Source organism: Dysosmobacter segnis (assembly GCF_014297285.1).
Lineage (GTDB): Bacteria > Bacillota > Clostridia > Oscillospirales > Oscillospiraceae > Oscillibacter > Oscillibacter segnis.
Genome location: NZ_JACOQI010000017.1, coordinates 46205 through 63658, shown reverse-complemented (window position 1 = coordinate 63658; position 17454 = coordinate 46205). Strand labels below are relative to the sequence as shown.

Below are 17454 nucleotides of genomic sequence, written 5' to 3'. Positions count from 1 at the left end.
TCGAATTGCGTCAGAGAAAATTTGAAATAATCGCATTCTGAATTCTATGGAAAACTCAAAACCGTTGCGGTGCAAGGCTTCCAAGACGAAAATATCCGAATTGAAGCCGCCTGACAGAAAGTTTAGGAATTCAGGCTTTTGCTTGAATTCCTTTTCTTTTTGCTTTTAAAAGTTTTGGTTTCTTGTTTTTGAATTTGCGGTTTTCTCAAAAATACCCTTCGGGAACAAGGGCCTGTATTTGGAGAAAGCCTGATGAGACGGTAAAAAGGAGCGTAATATAATGAAAATTGGATTGCAATTTGCCATGCCTGCAGAGTTTCATGCCCTGCCGGGGGCCAAGGAGCTGAAGGCATTTGAGACCGTGTCCGGTGTGCCGTTCTACGAGGCTGCACCGGGGATCATTGCCTGCGCCGGCGGTGTCAGCAAGGTGAATGCCGCCATGGCGGCAGAGATCCTGTGCCTGAAGTACGGTGTGGATATGATCGTCAACGCCGGAGTGGCCGGATGCCTGACGGAGCTTCCCACCGGCAGCCTGGTGGTCGCCGAGGACTTTGTGCAGCACGATGTGGACACCTCTGCCATCGGTGATCCCGTAGGATTGGTATCCACGGTGAACCGGGTGTCATTTCCCACCTGGAAGCCGGAGCGGTGCGTGGAACTGCTGGCAGCACTGGGCCGCAAGGCGGCGCTGGGGCGGGTGGCCACCGGAGATTGGTTTGCTGTCCGCAGCGACCGGGCAATCTTCATCCGAGACACGTTCCACCCTCTGCTGACAGAGATGGAGGGCGGCGCGATCGCCCAGGTGTGCCTGCGGAACAATGTGCCCTTCGTGGCGGTCAAATCTGTGTCGGATCATCTGTTCCGGGAGGGCCAGACGGAGGAGTTTTTCGATTTCGCCCACGCTATGGAGGATCTGGGCGCAGTGGTACTCCCACTGGCGCAGGCTTTACAGAAGGAGACGCTCTGAGCGGGGCAAACCGCGCTGCGCCTGCCATATAGTTTCCAGCCGGAACGAGCAATCGTTCCGGCTTCTTTCTTCCTATGGGTATGGGAAAAACAGCCGGAGGGAGCGAAAGTGAGGGCGGATAACCGCCGCCGGGCTGACATACGCCTTTTGTAAGAAGAACCATAAAATGGAACGGGCGTTCGTGAACGAGCAGTGCTTTTTCGGCTTTTTCCGGGAAATTTCATGTTTGGGACCCTAATTTGGAGAAATTAGGGTTAACAAAACGGGGATTCCATGGTATACAGAAGTTAAGCCATATGATCTGCGAATTAAAAACGATAGGGAGCCGACAGGACCCGCTTAAAGACCGTCCCGTTGGCAGAGCTTCAAGTCCTTTGTCGGCGAACGGCCCCTCCGGGAATAATCCGATCCTCTTGGCGGCATCCGTATTCCGGTGACGCAGGACTGTTGAGCGTAAAGGAGGCACAGCTGTGAAAAAAAGATGGACCGCGTTTTTCTTGGCGTTTCTTCTGGGGCTCGGCCTGACTGCCTGCGGCAAAACACCGGGGCCGGACACAAATACGGATGTGCCACCCTCTGCTGCCGACAGCGCGGAGGATACCCGGCAGCAGACCTCCACACCGTTCAGCGCGGACTACTGGACCGCTGTGCGGCACGAGAGCTATGATGCCATGAACGACTGCATGAAAACCAGTGCTATGCCCACGGAGGCGTGGTGGGCGGACCTCTATCTCAACGAAGACGGAACGGCCCAGTTTTGGGATGTGTTAGGCTCGTACTACAATACCAGCCTGCTCGACGGAAACTGGTGGCTGGGCGCGGACAGCACCCTGCGGTTGACGGGAACGATGAATACCGGCGAGCCGCTGACCTTGGACGGTCGGATCGAAAGCACCGATTCTCTGGCGATCGAGACCCCCCTACGGAGATACCTTCTACTTTGCCCCGGCAGAGCGGCCGGGCCCCGGCGGAGAGATGGGGATCGCGGACCTCTACGGAACGTGGCGCATGACCCACTATGAGGAGGACGGCCGGGAATACAGGCCCGGCGAGGAACATATCGCCTCTATGCTGTGCTTTGATTGCCTGTGGTCCGATCTGTTGGAGGGCTATGTGATGAGGGCGGACTGGTACCACGCTGCCGGGCTGGATACGGACACCCCGCAATACCGGTCAGAAAAGCATCTGCTAGCGGAGCAGATAGAGGAACCGCTGATGCCGGGGCTGCCCAATGAGACTTGGAGCGTGCGGCTGACCGACGAGGAGACTGGCGCGGCGTTTTTCGCCGCCCTGACGAACCGGAATAGCCTGCTTGTGCGGATACCTTATGAAAAGAACGGGGGCGCGGGCGTCCGTACCGTCACCTATATGCGCTCCAGCGGCTTCCTGCCGCCGACCTTGGAGAACGCTATGACAGGGGAGCCGGAAAAATCGCTGATCTTCTACTGGCGGGACCCGCCCGCCGAGGTGACGGAGCCGCTGTCGGTGATCCCCATGAACGCATTGGAACCCAACGGACAGAATAAGCTGCTGGTGGGCCGGTGGTACGAAACGGACATCCAATTCAGCGTTGGAACGCCGGTGCTGAACGATGACGGCACCCAACAAAGTTGGATCTCGGAGAAGGTGGTGTATGAGGGGAAAATCAAGATCAATGAGCCGATGTTCTTCTCCCTCACCATTCCAGAGGATACGGCGCGGGTGTGCCTGTTTATGAAGCGGCCCTGGGATGTGAGCTGGTTCACCTGGCCCATTACGGATCAGGCTCCGTTTTATGTCAGTGGAGACACCTTCCTGACGGGAGGGAGCTGAGGCCTTGTTTTCCCTAAAAAACAGGCGATTTTATAAGATGCGATCAAAAGCGAATGCTGAAATCAAATACAACAACAGGAAAAGGAGAGTAAAATTATGGGACTGATCAAAGCGGCAATGGGCGCGGCTGGCGGCGTGTTGGCCGACCAGTGGAAGGAATACTTTTATTGCGAGGCGATCCCCTCTGACGTGCTGGCGGTCAAGGGCAAAAAGAAGGTCACGGGCCGTTCCAGCAACACCAAGGGCGATGACAATATCATCACCAACGGCAGCCTGATCGCCATTGCGGACGGACAGTGTATGCTCATCGTGGAGCAGGGCAAGGTGGTGGACGTCTGCGCCGAGCCCGGCGAATACACCTACGATATGTCCACGGAGCCCAGCATCTTCTCCGGTGATCTGGGCGAGAGCGTGAAGAACGTGTTCCAGAATATCGGCAAGCGTTTCACCTTCGGCGGCGAGGCTCCCAAGGATCAGCGAGTCTACTACTTCAACACCAAGGAGCTGACGGGCAATAAGTACGGCACCCCCAGCCCCGTCCCCTTCCGGGTGGTGGACCAGCGGGCTGGCATCGACATCGACATCGGCATCCGCTGCTTCGGTGAGTACAGCATCCGGCTGAAGAACCCCCTGCTGTTCTACACCAACGTCTGCGGCAACGTCAGTGAGGACTACAAGACGGAAAATATCGCCGGTCAGATGAAAACGGAGCTGCTGACGGCTTTGCAGCCCGCTTTCGCCAAGATCAGCGAAATGGGCATCCGCTATTCCGCCCTTCCCGGCCATACTCTGGAGCTGGCTGACGCCCTCAACGAGCAGCTTTCCGGCAAGTGGCGGGATCTGCGCGGCATGGAGATCGTCTCCTTCGGCGTTTCCAGCGTGAAGGCCAATGAGGAAGACGAGCAGATGATCAAGGAGCTGCAGCGCAACGCGGCCTTTATGGACCCCACCCGTGCGGCGGCACATCTCGTCGGCTCTCAGGGCGAGGCGATGAAGGCGGCGGCCGCCAACACCGGCGCCGGTCCCGCTATGGCCTTTATGGGCATGGGCGTGGCCGGACAGATGGGTGGCATGAACGCCCAGAACCTATTCCAGATGGGGCAGCAGCAGGCGGCGCAGCCCGCTCCCGCACCTGCGGCGCAGGGCTGGACCTGCACCTGCGGTCAGGGCGGCATCACCGGCAACTTCTGTCCCAACTGCGGCAGCAAGAAGCCGGAGCCGAAGCCTGCCGGGGACAGCTGGCAGTGCGCCTGCGGCGCCACCGCCACCGGAAAATTCTGCCCGGAATGCGGCAAGCCCAAGCCCACCGCCGCAGCGGACGGCTGGACCTGCACCTGCGGCGCGGTGAATAAGGGCAAGTTCTGTGCTGAGTGCGGCAAGCCCAAGCCTGCCGGAGTTCCTCAGTACAAGTGTGACAAGTGCGGCTGGGAGCCCGCCGACCCGCAGCATCCCCCCAAGTTCTGTCCTGAGTGCGGCGACCCCTTTGACGACGGGGACATCGTTGGATGAAGCGCCGGATGATCTGGATTCTTCTGGCGGGGATACTCGTAGGTTTAGCCCTTTCCGGCCTCTATAAGCACTTTGTCACAGACCGGATCATGGATGGGGGCAACGGCATGGAAAATCCGGATGCCGCGTTCCTGCTGGACGGCGACCACACCTATGTGGACAATTCCGCCCTCTGGCCCGTGCTGGAGGGTACATGGGAAAGTGAAGACGGCCGCTGGCAGGCGAGCATCGGCGAAGAGGACGGCCTGACCCTCCGGTTGGACGGCGAGACCGTTCTGGAAACCCCGCTGGACTTCACCTACATCCCGCGTAAAAAGATACAGGACACAGGGCTGATGTTAGACAACCGTGTTCTCCAGAAGGCGGACGGCACGGAATGGGGGAAGATCCTGGACGTTTACCACTGTGCCGGGGCCGGCGAGGACAGCGGCAGACTGGAGCTGACGGTGGACTGGTCGGAAGCGGCGGACAAAGTGGTGGAGCTTCAAAAAGTTGAAGAATAAGAGCAAATAGCAGGTTTATTTGGCGAAAATCCGTCCCCGGCTGCGGGAGCCACGGCCGGGGACAAGGTCCCGGTTCCGGGTGGACAATGCAATGTGAGCCGTTACGGTGGTTGAAAACAACAGGAGGAAGCTATTATGGGATTGTTTGATAAGAAATACTGCGACATCTGCGGCGAGTAGATCGGACTGTTGGGCAATCAGAAACTGGAAGACGGCAACCTCTGTAAGGACTGCGCGAAGCAGTTCTCTCCCTGGTTCAGTGACCGCCGCCGCTCTACGGTGGAGGACATCAAGCGGCAGCTGGCCTACCGGGAGGAAAACCGGGGCAGGGCGTCCCAGTTCCGCACCACCCGCTCCTACGGCGAGGATTGTAAGGTCCTGCTGGACGAGGAGCATCGTTGGTTCACCGTTACCCGTGCCCGGGATCTGGCGGACGCCAACCCGGATATTCTGGACTGCACCGCGCTGACCGGCTGCCGCGTGGACATTGACGAGAGCCGCACGGAGCAGAAGCGGGAGGGACCGGACGGCAAGGAGGTCAGCTACAACCCGCCCCGCTACGAGTATTCCTATGACTTTGAAGTGATCATTTCCGTCAATAACCCCTACTTTGACGAAATGAAGTTCCGCCTGAACAACAGTTCTGTGTACATCGAGCCGCAGAACACCATGCAGCGGCCCATGATGGGGCAGCAGGGTATGATGGGCCAGCGTCCTATGGCGGGCCGTCCTCAGAGCGGCATGGCGGGTCAGCGGCCTATGATGAATCAGCCGGGCATGAACCAGCGTCCTATGGCAGGTCGGCCCCAGAGCGGCATGACACAGCGCCCCATGATGGGACAGATAAATTCTGTGGGCCGGATGAATACCATGGCTGCCGGCTTCGATCCGGAGAGCAATCGGGAATATCGCAAGTACCGCGAAATGGGCGACGAGATCCGAGCGGCGCTGCTTCAGGTGATGGAGACCGCCCGTGGCGGCGGCACAGTTCAGACAGCCCCCCTGCAGCAGGAGGCCCCCATGCAGCAGCAGGAGACCTTCGCTCCCGCTCCGGCAGCAGCCGGTCCGTGGACCTGCCCCGCCTGCGGCGGACAGAATGACGGAAAATTCTGCGAGTACTGCGGTGCGCCCAGAGGATAAGGGAAACAGATCGGAGAAAACGGCTCAACAGCGTCCGCCCGTCTACGGGCGGGCGCTGAACGGAAAATGAAGAAAGAAGGGTGAGAGCAAGCATGGCAGCACAGGTGACCAACTATCAATGCCCAAGCTGCACCGGCCCGCTGCATTTTGTGGGCGCATCCGGCAAGCTGGAGTGCGATTACTGCGGTAGTACCTATGATGTAGCAGAGATCGAGGCGCTTTACGCGGAAAAGGAGGAACAGGCCGCGGCGGCGCAGCAGTCGGCAGAAGAAAAAACGGCGGCGGAAAAGAAGGCAGCCGAGGAAGGCGGCTGGGAGTTGCCGGACCTCAGCGCCGACTGGGGCGCAGAGGGCGACGGCATGAAGGCTTACAGCTGCCCAAGCTGTGGTGCGGAGCTGATCTGTGACGCAAGCACGGCGGCTACCTCCTGCCCTTATTGTGGAAACCCAACGGTGGTGCCGGGGCAGTTTGCGGGAACGCTGAAGCCGGATTTCGTGATCCCCTTCAAACTCAGCCGCGAGGACGCCATCCGCGAGCTCAAGAAGCATTACAGGGGCAAGGTGCTCCTTCCCAAGAGCTTTTCCAAGGAAAATCACTTACAGGAGATCCAGGGGGTCTATGTACCCTTCTGGCTGTTCAGCGGTGAGGCGGAGGGCAATGCCCACTATGAGTGTACCCGGTCCCACAAGCGCACCGAGGGTGAGTATGAGGTGATAAAGACGGAGCACTTTGACGTGTACCGTGCCGGAACGATGCCCTTTGAAAAGGTACCGGTGGACGCCTCGACTAAAATGCCGGATGATCACATGGATTCCATCGAGCCTTACAATTACGATGACCTGAAACCCTTCTCCACGGCGTATCTGCCGGGCTTCCTGGCGGATAAGTTCGACGTGTCGGCGGACAAGAGCCGGGAACGGGCCGATGTCCGCTGTCTGGGCAGCTTGAAAAAGGCGCTGCAAGGTACCGTAACGGGATACGCGACCTGTTTCCCGAGGGGCGAACACGCAGACATCCAGCGGGGCAAGGTCCACTACGCGCTGCTGCCGGTGTGGCTGCTGAATACCAAATGGCAGGGCAAGGATTTCCTCTTCGCCATGAATGGACAGACCGGAAAGCTGGTAGGAGACCTGCCTGTGGACAAGGGGCGGTTCTGGGGGATGTTTGCCGCCATTGCCGTGCCGCTGTCCGTATTGAGTTCGGTCATTGTCCTGCTGATGCGATAAGGAGGGACGGACATGAAAAGAAAAGTCACAGCTTTGCTGACGGCGCTCCTGCTGACGCTGACTCTGTGCGTCCCCACTCTGGCGTGGACGGAATACGGCGCGATCTATGACGAGACCGACGCACTGGGCTCGGAGGAACTGTCCGATCTGGGTCAGTACACTTTGCCCCAGCTGACGGAGGCGCTTCACCTTGACCTGCGGGTGGACATATTTACCAATGAGGATGTCAGCGAGGGTACCACCGCCGGAGATATCGCCACATATGTTTACAAAGATTCCGGCTACGGCTGGGGCGAGGAAAAGGACGGCATCTCGCTGACGCTGGTGATGGAGCCTCTGGCGGACGGTTCTTACACCCTGGCGGAGACCGACTGGTGCGTCTACGCGATGCTGAGCGAGACGCGGGGCGACGGGCAGGAACTCTCCGGCTTGGTGTATGACGCGGTGGAGCCGTATATGACGGCGCGGGCGTGGGACGGTACGGATATGACCGTGAGCGCCGAGGCGCTCTGTCAGGCGGTGAACGCCATGGCGGCGACGGCGGCGGACTATCTCTCCGCAGACTTCCCAACGGAGGCGCAGCAGCCCGAGACCGTCCAGTCCGGCGAAGCTCCGGAGTTGGGCAGCACCGGCATGAACTATGTGTTCGATCTGCGGGGAATGCTCTCCGACGGGGAGCGGGAAGAACTGGAGGATCGGGCCGAGGATATCGCCCTCCGCCGCAGCTGCGGCATCTATACCCTTTTTGTGGAGGACTTTACAGCTTACGGCTACGGTGACGATCCCTATACCGCCCTGTATCAGATCTACCACGCCGAGGGCCTTGGTGTGGGCGAGGACCGAAACGGCGTCATCATCATGCTGAGCATGAAAGAGCGGGACTACGCCATGTTCGTCTACGGCGAATGGGCGGAGTATGCTTTTGACCGATACGGCGAAAAACAGCTGGAGGATCGCTTTTTGGATAAATTCAGCGGCGGCGACTGGTATGCCGGGGTTTCCAGCTATCTTGCCGCCTGTGACGAGTTTCTGACTCTGGCTGAGGATGGAAAACCTGTGCGGTCCAGCCCCCTGCCGGCCATCGGCATTGCGGTGGCAGTCTCCTGCCTGATCGCGTTTCTGGTGTGCATGATCCTGAAGGGACAGATGAAGTCCGTGCGCAAGGGCGTTGACGCCAACGTGTATACCACGGCGGGCGGTGGATTGAAGCTGACGGACAGCTATGACCACTACACCCATACCACGGAGACCCGCCGTAAGATCGAGAGCGACTCCGGCGGCGGTGGCAGAAGCAGCGGAGGAACTGTAAGCCGCAGCGGCGGAGGAGGTCACGGCCGCAGCGGAAAATTCTGAGAAGGAGGCAGAATCATGAAGCGCTTGACTTTGCACCGGCTGGCGTCGGCACTTCTCTGCCTGACGCTGGCTCTTAGCCTGACTGCCTGCGGAGGGAAAAAGAAACCGGCCCCGGCAGCGGGAAACGGCGGCGTAAAGGAGACGATCTCCGACAGCAGGACCGATCAGACCGGTCAGGCCGATCCTGTGAAGCCTTCCGAACCGGAAGCGGAGGTGGACCCGAAGCTGGTGGAGGAATGTCTCGACAAGCTGGGCTTTGATTTGGAATACGGCGGCTATCCCGGCGCCGCGGCCTATCTCGGCTGCCGGGAGAAGGGGGACACCTCCAAGCTGTCGGACTGGATGCTGGAAAACTGCCTTGACCTGACGGCGGAGATGCCGGTCATGCTGACCATCCCCTCGGAGCGGGTCCTCGGTCCGGGGTACGGCAAGCTGTTCTGCGTCATTCCGCGGGGAGAGAACACCAGCCTTGCCGTGAACCACATCACATGGCAGTCTCAGGGCAACGGCCTGCATCCGGTGGCGGACGAAGTCCTCTACCGGGAGGAATGTGCCCAGCCTGTTTTGGTATTCGTGGATCCGGAGGAGCCGGATATGGAGATCAACCTCGTGGCTAACGGTGGTACGGCGGTGAGCTGGTATCCGCAGGAGGATTTGTACGGCGATGTGATCCTGCCTGCCAGCGAGGAGGGCCGTATGCTGTTGTTCGACTTCTCCATCTACACCAACACCACCGCCATCGACCATCCCGAGGGCTGGGAGCCGTCCGGTGACGATTGGTGGTGGCCTCCTACGGATCTGGGGCTGGCCGATACCTCGTGGGATTGCGATGAGTGGACGCTGGAGCTGCATTACGGCGACTGTGGCCCGGACTATGCGGGGCTGGCTAATTTGTACGAGTGCTATGACAACCAGATGGATCTGCGATTCTTCGGTGTATGGCGCATGGAGGATGACTGCCTGCGGCTGGATATGTCCGCCGGGGTGGGCAGCTCCCTCAGCGGCAGCTTCCCAGTGCTGATCTCCCCCTCCGGCGAGTATCTGTACTTCCAGCGCTCCCGCATCGGCGAGGGGATGCCCTTCCTGCGGAACGGCGAGGACTCCGCTACCTTGAGCTTGCGCTACGATTGATGAAACCTTTTATACGAAACAGACCCGGCAGCTGATTTTCAGCCGCCGGGTCCTTTTTATTAGCTATATGCGTGGAAATTTTCTGTGGGTATCAGAAAGCAACGTGCATGAACAGGGCCACGCAGCAGAGAATGATCGCCAGAGGGACGTACACATACCGGCCCGCATTGTACCAGAGATCGCCGCGTTTTTTCGTACTGCCGGTGTTGATGGCGTCCAGCAGGGCGTCCTTCTTCATCACGTAGAACCAGGAGACCGCGCCCAGTGTAGCGCCGATGGGGATGATATAAATGGACACCAGATCCATCCAGGGACCCCACTTGCTGATGGTCTCCATGCCGATGCCGAAGCCCAGGCACAGCGCGCCCAGCAGTACCAGGACGGTAACGCGGGTGAGCTTCGGGAACTTGTGCATCAGGGACTCCGCCACCACCTCAAACATATTCTGCAAAGAGCTGACGCCGGCGAAAATCATGGCCATATACAGGATGATGGCGAAGAGCTGACCCATGGGGATGTCCTGCAAGATGGTGGGCAGGGTCACGAACAGCAGGCTGGGACCGGCGCCCACGTCCAGACCGTAGGAGAAGCAGGCGGGGATAATAACCAGGGCGGCTACCACGGCGGCAATGGTGTCAAAGAGGGCCGTGTGCTGGGCCACGCCCACCACGTCCTCGTCCTTGGAGAGGTACGCACCGTAAACGATCATGCCGCTGCCGGTGACGGACAGGGAGAAAAACGCCTGCCCCATAGCCCAGATCCAGATCATGGGATTCGTCAGGGCCTCCCAGCGGGGGGTGAACATAAAGACATATCCCTCCGCGGCGCCGGGCAGAAGGGCCACCCGCACGGCCAGAATCAGGAAGATCACAAAGAAGACAGGCATCATGACCTTGTTGGTCTTTTCAATGCTGCGGGCGCCCAGAAACAGCGTCAGCAGCGTGCCCACCACCACAACGATGTGATAGGGGATCACGGAGTAGGGGGTGGAGGAGAAGGCACCGAACCAGGCGGCGGTGTCCGTGGTCAGCAGTGTGCCCAGCAGGGAATCCACCAGAGCCTTGAGCACATAGGTGACGATGACGGCATAGCCGATGGCGATGCACAGGGAGCCAGCCAGAGGCAGCCAGCCCAGCAGACCGCCGACTTTGCCGGCAGACTTGCTGCGGGTGTCCCAAGCGTTTTCGTAAGCGCCCAGCGTACCGGTGGCGGCACGGCGGCCCATGGCAAACTCCGCCGGAAGGCCCACATAACTGAAAATAAAAACAAACAGCAGATAAATCAGTAAAAATGCGCCGCCGCCGTTGCTGCCCATTTTGTTGGGGAAGCCCCAGACGTTGGCCATACCCACCGCCGAACCGACGGACGCAAGGATAAAGCCCCAGCGGCTCGCAAAGCTCTTGGTGTTTTTCTTGTGTTCCATGTTTTTCTCCCATCCAGCCGTAAAAAAACCGCACGGGATCGGGGCCCGTGCTATCGGCTTCTATCTGATCCCGGACTTCCGGGGGAAACAAACCCCTCACAGGGAGGGCACTTTACTATTTTAAAGCTTTGCTGACAAAAAGTCAAGGGAGGAACAATAGTTGTCCGCAGTAAAAAATACGCCGCGAGGGAAAAATGACTTCTGCTGAAAACAAAGGCCCCGTCTGCGTTTATACGCAGGCGGGCGTCAGCGTGTCGAAAAAGTCTTTTCTCCCCGCGTGGAGCAAGAATACACCGTCGGCCCAGCCGGTTTCCGTGTGCTTTGCCCCCGAAAACCGGGGGCCATCCTCGAAACAGGCTCGCTTCATCCGCTGCTGGCGGCGCTTCGCCTGCTTCCCCTTCTTGGGTTTCCCGCGCACACCCTTCCTTACCGTCACGGAGAATTTACCACATCTATTGACAGTCACACGCCCGCCTGCGTAAAAGCGCAGGCGGGGGGCGATGTATGGTCAGCGCAGGAGTTTTTCCAGATTGGTCTTCATGGTAACGGTGAACCGGGGCAGATCGTGGAGCCCCTTGGCCAGATCGGCACACTTGGGCGTGGTCATCAGAGTCACCGGGAACAATTCGTCCACAAGGGCCTTGGCATCCGGGTCGGAGCAGCCGAAGGGATAGGCGAAGCAGGTGACGCCGCCCAGCTCCTCTGCGATCCGGTCATGGCTCAACTGGATGTCATCCAGCACACGGGTCTGAAAATCCGCGTCGGACTCGTTGGGACGGCGCTCCACGCCGTTGGCCCCGCCGGACTCAAAATTGCCGCCGTCGCCGCCTAAGTTGTGGAGGCGGTAGCTGTGGGAGCCGATCTCTACCAGACCGGAGGCCGTCATTTCCCGCAGCTGGTTCCAGGTGCAGAAGTTGTCCGTAGGCAGATCCGGCATGAGGACGATGATGGAAATGCAGGCCTTTACGCCGTATTCCTGCAAAATGGGGTACACCAGATCGTAATTGCTGCGGTAGCCGTCATCAAAGGTGATGAGGATGGGCTTTTCCGGCAGGGCGTCCCCGGCGGCCAATTCCCGGGGCAGCACCGGCGTATAGCCCATCGCCAGAACGGTCTCCAAGTCGGCGCGGAACTTGCCGGGGGTCACGGTCATGTCATTGCAGTCCTGCCCGTCCGGGACCATGTGGTGATACATGAGGACCGGCAGCGGCTCCCGCACCGGCTGCGGTAATCGGTAAACGAATACGCTCAGGGCCGCGGACACCGCCAGCATTACCAGCGGCACGGCGGCGCAGAAAAATTTCTGCTTCATGCTTTCCATATACTTCCTTTTCATTGGATGCAGCCATTGCGGCCGTCCAATCAGTCAATGAATCCGCCGGTTATGTTCTTTTATTTTTGCCAGACTTTTCTGAAAAGATCCCCCTCAGGGGGCAAACGTCCCCTTCCAGCCGTCCGCCGTCTGGTACAGCAGGCCGGAGCGGGTATCCAGAAAGGCCCCGCCGCCGGGCATGGGTCCATATTCGCCATGATAAGCTCTGGCGCTGCTGTTCACCGTCTGCTGCTCCTTGGAGCGGTAGTTCCCCGGCACGAAAATGCGCTCGTTGGTGAAGGTGAAATGCTGGCCTGCCAGCAGTTCCGGGTCATACAGACCGGCCGCCGGTTCCGCGCTTTCCACCGTGACCCGGTTCTGCACGAAGGAATTTTCGTACTTGCTGCCCGGCGTCACCTGATGGATGGTCACATCGCCCACGGCGTCCAGCCAGCTCTGGGCCAGTTCCTCCCGGTTCCGGCCATCCGCCGGAACGATCAATCTGTCCACCAGCGCGTTGAATTCCGCCTCATCGTACCACTTCCGCAGATAGGTAAACACGGTGTTGCCGTCATATGGGGCAGAGGAGGTGGAGGCCGCCATCAACCATGCGGTTTTCCCCGGTTCCTCGCAGCGCACGATAGAGGAATTCTCCCACGCGGTAATGGTGCAGCGTCCGTCCGGGCTTTGCAGGGTGATGCTGCTGCCGGAGGGATCGCTGTCCGAGGCCGTGGCCCAGTAAAAGCTGCCGGAAAAGCCCTGCGCCCGGACAGCGCCGCTGCCGTCGGAAACGCCAACGGTATAGTCGCCGCCCCGGACGCCGTCGGCAGGTTCCAGACGCATCTGCACCGCTCCGCCGCCGGTCAGTGCGTCCATCACAGCCTGCGCCCGGTAGGCCGCCTGAGACGAGCGGGCGGAATGCTCCAGAAAGTAGTCGTAGGCCTCCCACTGAGCGCCGTCAAAGGAGTGAGAACACCACGCCATGGTCTGCACCGCATCCAGATAAAGGCTCTGCTGCTCCGCTGTGCCCTCCTGCAAAATGACATCCAGCTTCTGGCATACGGTTTGCCGGTCCGTTTCGCTCATGGTGCTGAGTTGGGTCAGGAATTGGCCGCCCATGCCGTCGTAAAGCTGGTGCAGCAATTCCTCCGGCGTGGTATCCGCCACGGAGGACAACCCCAGTTCCACCGCCCAGCGCTGCATCTCCGCGTCAAATACCTTCGAGCCGGGACCGCCGTCATTGAGCATCCATTCCTCCAGGAAGGTGTACTGTCCATCCGTTTCTGTGAAGAAAAGATAATGGCAGTAGGGGTAGTCCGGCATGAGCCAGCCGTCCTCGTCCACATAGGCCCCGCCGGCCAGCGTGACGTTGGCGGGCTTTTGGGCATGATACTCATAATTCAGGTTATAGGCGATAAGCGTTCCATTGGGATAAGCCCTGTACCAGTCCTCCGACACATATTCCACCCGCCAGTTATCAAGGTCGGCGCCGGAATCGTATCCGCCGTTTTTGTAGTCCTGATAGGCTTTCTGTACGGTGGCCTTGGCTGCGGCCAGCACCGGCTCCGGCACATCGGGCGTTCCCACCACATGATCCGCTGTCTGGCTGTCCTTATCAGGCTTGTAGACCAGCAGCGCCCCATCCCGGTAGTAGAGATAGCGGATGAAATCGGCGTTGGGCTGGGGATGCTCCGCCGTGGCCCATTCGGGCATGGACACAAAACCGCGGACGGTCAGGCGGCGGTAGTTGAGATCCCAGCTGGCGTGATCCCAGTAGTTTATTTCCGGCCAGGCGTTCTGCAAAAGCGCCTTGACATCCGCTTCGTAAAGCTGGCCGCTCCGCAGGAAGAACAGCTGTCCGGAAACGCCGGAGGCGGCGCACAGCTCATTTTCCCCGTCGCCGTCCAGGTCGATGGCCTCGCAGTCTCCCTTGGCCCGGGCCAGCAGGTAGGGCGTTCCGCTGTTGTCCAGATAGTAGTAATCCGTGACGGTGCCGATGTAGCCGCCCCGTCCCGGCCCGCCGGTGAGATAGTCCGAATAGGACACCGTAAAGCCGCTGTGACCCAGCAGATTGTGGAAGAAGAACAGCCGTACCGTATCATCAAGCTCCTGAACATCCAAAGCCGGTGCGGTGAAAAATACGTCGGCCTCCCACTGGGTAATGCCCTGCTGACTGCTGACCGCTTCCGCCCGCATGATTGCCGCGTAGATTGCCCCGTCTGTGGAGCGGTAAACCCGGAGGGAATATCTTTCGCCGCCGCTGCCGTCAACCGAGAAGCCGCCGCCCCGCTCCGCACAGTCATCGGAATGGCGGGTCAGGGACATCTTCTGCGGTTCGTAGGGCGTCAGGTCGTCCAGTGGGATCGTCATCCACGGATCTTCCTCCGGGTAGGCAAAGGCAGAGGGGGTAACGCTGTCCACCAGCAGGTGGGACACGAACCAATACTGTCCATCCCCCCGGTCCAGCAGAGTGACGCACTCGTTGGTTTCGCCGCCGTAGTAAAAATCCTTCCAGTAAAGCCGGATATAGCTGCCCTTCCGCTCACCGCCGGTAAAGGTGACAGAGCGGTAGTTGGTGTCGCCCTTGGTCAGATAGTAGGCGTCATAGTCCGGCAGGTAGTCAAACGCATCCAGATCCACCTTGTTGGTCTGGGCCAGCGTCAGGCCGGTGTTTTCCAGCAGAAAGGCGTCCATAGCCGCCGTGGTCAGCTTATAGGTGGGGCAGATCTGGCTGCCGTCCTCCGCTAACACGCCCAGCTGCTCCAGCTCCGCCTGACTGGGTGCCTCCCAGGTACCAACGCCGTTATAGAACAGGTCGAACAGGTTGATGTCCTGAGGGCCGGCATACAGGCAGGTGAGGAACTGGTTGTGGAGCGTGTGCTGCACGCCGCCAAATTCGTTGGTGGTCTGACTGTTGAAAAACTGCGTGTTGAAAAAGGCCAGCTCCTCGCCGGTCAGGAGGCGGGAGGACAGCAGAGCGTCCGGCCGGGCGCAAAGCTGGTTGGAGCGGAGCTGGAAGCCGCCGCCCGGCTGGGGGACCACCGTGACCTTGGCCCAGACCTCCTCCCCGGAACCGGCGGTATCCACGAGCTGCGCGCCGCACTGCTCCGGCTGATAATAAAGGGTCACGGTATCGCCGCTCCGCTCCCCGGCATAGAAACAGACATCACCGAGGGCGTTGGTGTCTCCGTGGAAGTGGTAATAGGCGTCATAATTTGCAAGATAGGCAAAGCTGCCCATACTCAGCGCGTCGGTTTCTGCCAGGGGCAGATCGACCCAGCGCACCAGAACGTGATCCGCCTGCTCCGCGGTGATTTTGATGAGATCCACCTCCGGGTCATAGCCGTCATAGCAGGTGTCCACCAGCTCTTGCCGTTCCGCAGCGGAAATTGGCTGTTCCGGTGAAACGCCGTTGTAAAACAGGTGATACATATCGATCTTTATGGGATCGTCATAGACGGAGGTCAAAAACTGGACAGGACGGAGGCCGCAGTCATTCCCGGCAGAGTCCTGCCAGCGGTCAACGGTGTTGAACGTCAGCGCGTACTCGGACAGCTCCTCGCCGGTCAGAGACCGCACGGAGGGCTTTGCCCCGGTGAAGGTGAGGGCGCATACCAGCGCGGCGGCGGTCACCACCGCCAGCAGAGCGACGCCCACGGTGCGGCGGTTTTCCGCGATGCGGGTGACGCGATCCTTCAATTCCCGCTTTCCCGCCGTCATGGTGGTGGCGGAGAGCAAGGGGCTTTCCGACCGTCCGGCCACGGGGATCAGCCGCAGCAGCGTTTGACCGTAAGGGATGCGCTCCGATTCTCCCAGCTGCCGCAGCGCGCCCTCGTCACAAGCCAGCTCGCAGTCCCGGCGGGAGACGATGGCGGCGATCCACACCAGCGGGTCGAACCAGTACACCGCCAGACACATGCACCGCAGCAGGCTCCACAGGGGGTCCAGATGGCGGGCGTGGGTGGTCTCGTGGATCAGAACATGCCGCAGGGTCTCCGGGGATTCCACGGCGGCGGGGGTCAGGTAGACGGCGGGGTGAAACAGGCCGAACAGACAGGGGGAGGGCAGATCCGCCGTCAGATACACCGGATAGGGGCAGTTTTCCACCGGGTAAAGTTTCCGGCTCCGGCGGAGACGAAGCATGAAGCGGAGGTTCGCAAGCAGGAACCACGCCGCCATGACATACATCCCGGTGTGCCAGACGGCTTTCAGAACGGGGGTCAGAGGGATCTGACTTTTATACTCGATGGAATGGGTGACATTTTTCCCGTCGGTAAACGTCACGGTGCTGTCCTCTGTGGCGGTGTCCACCCGGAAGGACTGATAGGGGGCGGGGGTTTGGAAGACGCCCGGCGGGGCGGAGACAATGGTCTCCCGGTAGGGGGTCACATACAGGGCCGGGGCGGTGATCCGGGCCGTCACCGGCTCCGCCGCCGTCAGGACGTTGTGCTCCATGGCGGGCAGGCTGACCGGCACCAGCAGCCGCAGCGCCACCAGCCCCCACAGGGCGTACTGCACCTGGCGGGAGATGGTTTTTCGGAACAGCAGCCGCAAAAGCAGCAGGGCAAGGATCAGAACGGAAGAAGTCAACAGGATCTCTTTCATAGTTTTCCACCCGCTTTCTCCAAAATGGCGGACAGCTCCGCAATGTCATTCTCTGTCAGGGCGTTTTTTTCCACCATGGCGCTCATCAGCAGGCCCAGCCCGCCGATCTTATCCAAAAAGGTCTCGGTTTCCACCTCAATGGCGTCCTCCCGGTCCACGGCGGGGAAATACAGCTTGGCCCGGCGGCCTTCCTCGTGGCGGACGGCCTCCTTGCCCTCCAGACGGGAGAGCATGGTGATGACCGTGTTTTTCGACCAGCTGGTGTCCTCTTTTAAGGCGGCGGTCAGCTCCGTGATGGTCATGGGGGCGGTCTGCCACAGGTGGTTCATCAGCTTCCATTCGCTGTTGGAGAGATCAATTTTCATAGCGCACCTCGCTTGGTATACAGTTGTCTACCTCTTACACCACCAGCGTAGCAAAAAGGTAGACAAATGTCAACCTCAATTTGATTACAAAACGGATACGGAAAAATC

14 protein-coding genes are annotated in these 17454 nt (G+C 59.8%); 9 read left to right on the top strand and 5 right to left on the bottom strand.

Annotated features, from left to right (window positions below):
* Window positions 1-280 precede the first annotated feature (280 nt).
* From mtnN to H8Z83_RS14390, 9 genes are all read left to right on the top strand, one after another.
* Window positions 281-967 carry a 5'-methylthioadenosine/S-adenosylhomocysteine nucleosidase gene (mtnN, locus tag H8Z83_RS14430; protein WP_187015688.1) on the top strand — a complete coding sequence of 229 codons (687 nt, stop codon included), beginning with the start codon at window positions 281-283 and terminating at the stop codon, window positions 965-967.
* A 470-nt stretch (window positions 968-1437) separates the two neighbouring features.
* Window positions 1438-1989: a hypothetical protein gene (locus tag H8Z83_RS14425; protein WP_187015687.1), complete on the top strand. Its 552-nt coding sequence runs from the start codon at window positions 1438-1440 to the stop codon at window positions 1987-1989.
* Window positions 1943-2779 carry a hypothetical protein gene (locus H8Z83_RS14420; protein ID WP_187015686.1) on the top strand — a complete coding sequence of 279 codons (837 nt, stop codon included), beginning with the start codon at window positions 1943-1945 and terminating at the stop codon, window positions 2777-2779. Before H8Z83_RS14425 ends, H8Z83_RS14420 begins: the two co-directional genes overlap by 47 nt.
* Before the next feature lie 96 nt (window positions 2780-2875).
* A complete protein-coding gene (locus H8Z83_RS14415) occupies window positions 2876-4288 on the top strand; it encodes an SPFH domain-containing protein (protein ID WP_187015685.1) in 1413 nt (470 codons plus the stop codon).
* An 8-nt stretch (window positions 4289-4296) separates the two neighbouring features.
* Window positions 4297-4791, top strand: a complete 495-nt coding sequence (locus tag H8Z83_RS14410) for a hypothetical protein (protein WP_187015684.1) — start codon at window positions 4297-4299, stop codon at window positions 4789-4791.
* 189 nt (window positions 4792-4980) lie between these two features.
* Entirely contained in the window at window positions 4981-5931 is a 951-nt protein-coding gene (locus tag H8Z83_RS14405) for a DUF4428 domain-containing protein (protein ID WP_187015683.1), read from the top strand.
* A gap of 92 nt (window positions 5932-6023) precedes the next feature.
* Window positions 6024-7157 carry a TFIIB-type zinc ribbon-containing protein gene (locus H8Z83_RS14400; protein WP_187015682.1) on the top strand — a complete coding sequence of 378 codons (1134 nt, stop codon included), beginning with the start codon at window positions 6024-6026 and terminating at the stop codon, window positions 7155-7157.
* A gap of 12 nt (window positions 7158-7169) precedes the next feature.
* Entirely contained in the window at window positions 7170-8510 is a 1341-nt protein-coding gene (locus H8Z83_RS14395) for a TPM domain-containing protein (RefSeq protein ID WP_187015681.1), read from the top strand.
* A 15-nt stretch (window positions 8511-8525) separates the two neighbouring features.
* Window positions 8526-9641, top strand: coding sequence for a hypothetical protein (locus H8Z83_RS14390; RefSeq protein WP_187015680.1), 1116 nt, complete (start codon window positions 8526-8528; stop codon window positions 9639-9641).
* Between the two features lie 91 nt (window positions 9642-9732).
* Here the strand turns inward: H8Z83_RS14390 and H8Z83_RS14385 are convergent, their stop codons facing one another.
* The 5 genes from H8Z83_RS14385 to H8Z83_RS14365 form a co-directional block, all read right to left on the bottom strand.
* Window positions 9733-11064 carry a sodium-dependent transporter gene (locus tag H8Z83_RS14385; RefSeq protein ID WP_187015679.1) on the bottom strand — a complete coding sequence of 444 codons (1332 nt, stop codon included), beginning with the start codon at window positions 11062-11064 and terminating at the stop codon, window positions 9733-9735.
* Window positions 11065-11293: 229 nt separating this feature from the next.
* The gene (locus H8Z83_RS14380; RefSeq protein ID WP_187015678.1) at window positions 11294-11530 is read right to left on the bottom strand and encodes a hypothetical protein; all 237 of its coding nucleotides are present in this window, start codon (window positions 11528-11530) and stop codon (window positions 11294-11296) included.
* Window positions 11531-11572: 42 nt separating this feature from the next.
* A complete protein-coding gene (locus H8Z83_RS14375; RefSeq protein ID WP_187015677.1) occupies window positions 11573-12376 on the bottom strand; it encodes a polysaccharide deacetylase family protein in 804 nt (267 codons plus the stop codon).
* A 114-nt stretch (window positions 12377-12490) separates the two neighbouring features.
* A complete protein-coding gene (locus H8Z83_RS14370; protein ID WP_187015676.1) occupies window positions 12491-16981 on the bottom strand; it encodes a M56 family metallopeptidase in 4491 nt (1496 codons plus the stop codon).
* Window positions 16978-17346, bottom strand: a complete 369-nt coding sequence (locus H8Z83_RS14365) for a BlaI/MecI/CopY family transcriptional regulator (protein WP_187015675.1) — start codon at window positions 17344-17346, stop codon at window positions 16978-16980. Before H8Z83_RS14365 ends, H8Z83_RS14370 begins: the two co-directional genes overlap by 4 nt.
* Window positions 17347-17454 lie beyond the last annotated feature (108 nt).

Excerpts from the sequence above, each read along its gene's own strand:
- H8Z83_RS14415 (WP_187015685.1), top strand. The coding sequence starts at position 2,876 with ATGGGACTGATCAAAGCGGCAATGGGCGCGGCTGGCGGCGTGTTGGCC.
- H8Z83_RS14410 (WP_187015684.1), top strand. The coding sequence starts at position 4,297 with ATGATCTGGATTCTTCTGGCGGGGATACTCGTAGGTTTAGCCCTTTCC.
- H8Z83_RS14395 (WP_187015681.1), top strand. The coding sequence starts at position 7,170 with ATGAAAAGAAAAGTCACAGCTTTGCTGACGGCGCTCCTGCTGACGCTG.
- H8Z83_RS14365 (WP_187015675.1), bottom strand. The coding sequence starts at position 17,346 with ATGAAAATTGATCTCTCCAACAGCGAATGGAAGCTGATGAACCACCTG.
- H8Z83_RS14390 (WP_187015680.1), top strand. The coding sequence starts at position 8,526 with ATGAAGCGCTTGACTTTGCACCGGCTGGCGTCGGCACTTCTCTGCCTG.
- H8Z83_RS14375 (WP_187015677.1), bottom strand. The coding sequence starts at position 12,376 with ATGAAGCAGAAATTTTTCTGCGCCGCCGTGCCGCTGGTAATGCTGGCG.
- H8Z83_RS14420 (WP_187015686.1), top strand. The coding sequence starts at position 1,943 with ATGGGGATCGCGGACCTCTACGGAACGTGGCGCATGACCCACTATGAG.
- H8Z83_RS14400 (WP_187015682.1), top strand. The coding sequence starts at position 6,024 with ATGGCAGCACAGGTGACCAACTATCAATGCCCAAGCTGCACCGGCCCG.
- H8Z83_RS14370 (WP_187015676.1), bottom strand. The coding sequence starts at position 16,981 with ATGAAAGAGATCCTGTTGACTTCTTCCGTTCTGATCCTTGCCCTGCTG.
- H8Z83_RS14385 (WP_187015679.1), bottom strand. The coding sequence starts at position 11,064 with ATGGAACACAAGAAAAACACCAAGAGCTTTGCGAGCCGCTGGGGCTTT.
- mtnN (WP_187015688.1), top strand. The coding sequence starts at position 281 with ATGAAAATTGGATTGCAATTTGCCATGCCTGCAGAGTTTCATGCCCTG.